This is a genomic window from Streptomyces sp. 8L (assembly GCF_020176795.1).
GTDB lineage: Bacteria > Actinomycetota > Actinomycetes > Streptomycetales > Streptomycetaceae > Streptomyces.
Genome location: NZ_JAIUKE010000748.1, coordinates 1 through 3,223 on the forward strand (window position 1 = coordinate 1; position 3,223 = coordinate 3,223).

Annotated in this window: 1 protein-coding gene; it reads right to left on the bottom strand. The window is 72.6% G+C overall.

Annotated features, from left to right (window positions below):
* The coding region (locus LCE31_RS38190) for a type I polyketide synthase (protein WP_225022769.1) at positions 1-3,216 on the bottom strand (3,216 nt) is incomplete at its 3' end.
* Positions 3,217-3,223 lie beyond the last annotated feature (7 nt).

The following is a 3,223-nucleotide window of genomic DNA, read 5'->3' on the forward strand; positions in this document are numbered from 1 at the left end:
CCACAGATCCTCCGGAGAACCCACCCCACCCGGATAACGGCACGCCATCCCGACAATCACCACAGGATCATCGGAATCGCTCGCCCGCGAACTGGTCGTCTCGGCCGTCTCGCCGCTCGGGGTGAGCTGGCCGGCCAGGTGGTCGGCGAGGGTCCGTGCGGTCGGGTAGTCGAACACGGCCGTGGTCCCCAGGCGCGATCCGGTGATCGCGTTGAGCCGGTTGCGCAGCTCGACGGCGGTGAGGGAGTCGAGTCCGAATTCCCTGAAGGTGCGGTCGGCACCGATCGTGTCGCGCCCGTCGTAGCCGAGTATGCGCCCCGCCTCCGCGCGTACCAGCTCCAGCAGTCGGCCGGGCTGGGAGGCCACGTCCTCGCCGACGCGGCGCGGCCCGTCCGGACGGTCGGGTACGGCCGCGGGGCGAGACGGGCGCGGCGCGCTGGTGATCAGTTCGCGGAGCAGCGGGTGCACGTCCACACCATCCGTGGCGGAGGCGGTGTCCAGCCGCAGGGGTACGAGCAGCGGCTCACTCCTCCGCAGGGCGGCGTCGAAGAGCGCGAGGCCCTCGGTTTCGGACAACGTCGCTATTCCGGAGCGAGCCATCCGGTTGAGGTCGCCGGTGCTGAGCGCCGCCGCCATACCGCCCCGCTGGTCCCACAGTCCCCACGCCAGTGATGTCGCAGGGAGTCCGAGCTGGGCGCGGTGGTGGGCGAGCGCGTCGAGGTAGGTGTTGGCGGCGGCGTAGTTGGCCTGACCTGCCGCGCCGATCAGGCCCGAGACGGAGGAGTACATGATGAACGCCGACAGCGGCAGGCCGGCGGTGAGCTCGTGCAGGTTCCTCGCCGCCACCGCCTTCGGACCCATGACCGTGTCGAGGCGTTCCGGGTTCAGCTCGGTGAACACGCCGTCGTCAAGTACGCCTGCCGCGTGGACCACAGCGGTGAGGGGCCGGTCGTCGGGCAGCCCGCGCAGCACCGCGGCGAGCTCGGCCCGGTCGGCGACGTCGCAGGCTTCGGCTCGCACGTCCAGACCCAGCGCGGTCAGCTCGGCCACCAGGGCGTGCGCCTCGGGCGTGACGGGGCCGCTCCTGCTGACCAGCAGCATGCTCGTCACCGCGTGCTCGGTGGCCAGGTGCCGCGCGAGCAGCCGGCCGAGCCGGCCGAACGCCCCGGTCAGCAGCACGGTTCCGTGCTCGGGCAGCGGTTTCTCTACGGCGGGGTGTGGGCCGGGGTCGGAGGGCAGGCGGGTGAGGCGCGGGACGCGAACGCCCTCGGCGGACAGAGCCAGTTGCGGCTCCCCCGTGGCCAGCGCGGCGGCGAGCCGTCGGGCCCCCGCACGGCCCGGCGCGACGTCGACGAGCACGATGCGGCCGGGGTGCTCGGACTGCGCGGCACGCAGCAGACCCCAGACCGGCACGTTGTCGAGATCGATGCGCCCGTCGCCGCCCGTGTGGATGCCACCGGTGGTGACGACGACGAGGGGCGCGTCGGCCATCGTCTCGTCGGCCAGCCAGTCCTGCACCAGTCGCAGGACGCGGTGCGCGCCGCCGATGTCCGTGGTGTCGGCCGGGGGGACCACGGTGATCACCGTGGACGGCACCGGGGCGCCCGCCCCGGTCGCGGCCCGCAGCGCGGAGAGATCCGCGTACCGGTCGGGCGGTGGGCCGCCGCCGGCGAGTTCGGCACCGAGGTCGTGCGGGTCCTCCCCCACCATCGCCCAGTGACCGGTGCCGGGGTGGGCGCCGACCTCCTTCGGCAGCCACGACAACCGCAAAAGCTCCGCCTGGCTCTGCTCTGTCGACGGAGTGTGTGGGGCGTCGGGCGCGGGCCGCAGCACCAGCGAGTCGACCGACGCGACCGGGTTGCCTTCGAGGTCGGTGAGCACCATGGCCACCGAGTCGGCGCCGGTTTTCCGGATGCGGGCGCGCAGGGCCGGCGGGGCCGCGGTGTGTACGGTGACACCACTCCACGCGAACGGCACCAGTGTCTCGTCCGCGGTCTCGAACAGGCCTACCAGCGCGGCCTGGATGGCGGCGTCCAGGAGGACGGGGTGCAGGTCGAACACCGGGCCGCCGTGTCGCGCCGCCTCGCCCAGGACGATGTCGGCGAACACCTCGCCGTCGCCGCGTCGGACGGCTTGCAGTCCTCGGAACGCCGGCCCGTACGCGTACCCCCGGCGGGTGAGCTCCGCGTACGCGGTGTCGACGTCGATCGGCTGTGCGTCGGGGCCGGCCTGGCCGTTCCAGCCGGTCGCGGACGCCGATCCGACCGGGGAGAGCCCGTCAGGTGGGGCGACGGTGCCTTCGGCGTGCCTGGTCCAGGTGCCGTTCCCGGCGGTGCCTCCCGCTCGGGACAGCACGCGCAGCGCACGGCGACCGGTGCCGTCGGGCGCGTCGATCACCACTTGGAGCTGGGGGTCGCCGTGCTCCGGCACGACGAGGGGGGCGCGCACGATGAGCTCTTCCACCGGGCCCGCGCCGGTTCGGCGCGCGGCGTGCAAGGCCAGAGCCAGAAATCCGGTGCCGGGAAGGATGGGGGTGCCCAGTACCACGTGGTCGGCCAGCCATGGTTGCCGGTTGGCGGACAGCCGGCCGGTCAGTACGAGCGCCCCGGCGTCGCCCAGCGGCATCTCGGCGCGCAGGAAGGGGTGTTCGACCGGCTCCAGGCCGACGGCGGCGAGGCCGGAGTCCGGGAGGGAGGAGGGTTCCAGCCAGTAGTGTTGGCGTTGGAAGGCGTAGGTGGGCAGTTCGGTGTGGCGGGCACCGCTCCCGGCGAACAGCTCGGGCCAGTCCACCGGTACTCCGGCGCAGAACAACGCACCCAGCCCGGCGAGCACCGACTCGACCTCGCCGCGACCGCGGCGCAGGCTCGGCACCACCGCCACATCCCCGTCGCCGTCGCCGTCGAGACACTCACGTACCGACCCACTGAGCACCGCGTCCGGACCCAACTCCACAAACCGCGTCACACCCCGCTCACGCAACCGCGCGACCGTATCCGCGAACCGCACCGTCTCCCGCACATGCCGCACCCAATACTCCGGGTCCACCATCCCCTCATCCACCACACCCAAACGCGGCGACGCAAACGTCAACCCCTCCACCACCGCACGAAACTCATCCAACATCGGCTCCATCAACACCGAATGAAACGCATGACTCACCACCAACCGCTTCGACCGACACCCCCGCTCAGACAACCGCCCAACCACCCGCCCCACCGCAGCC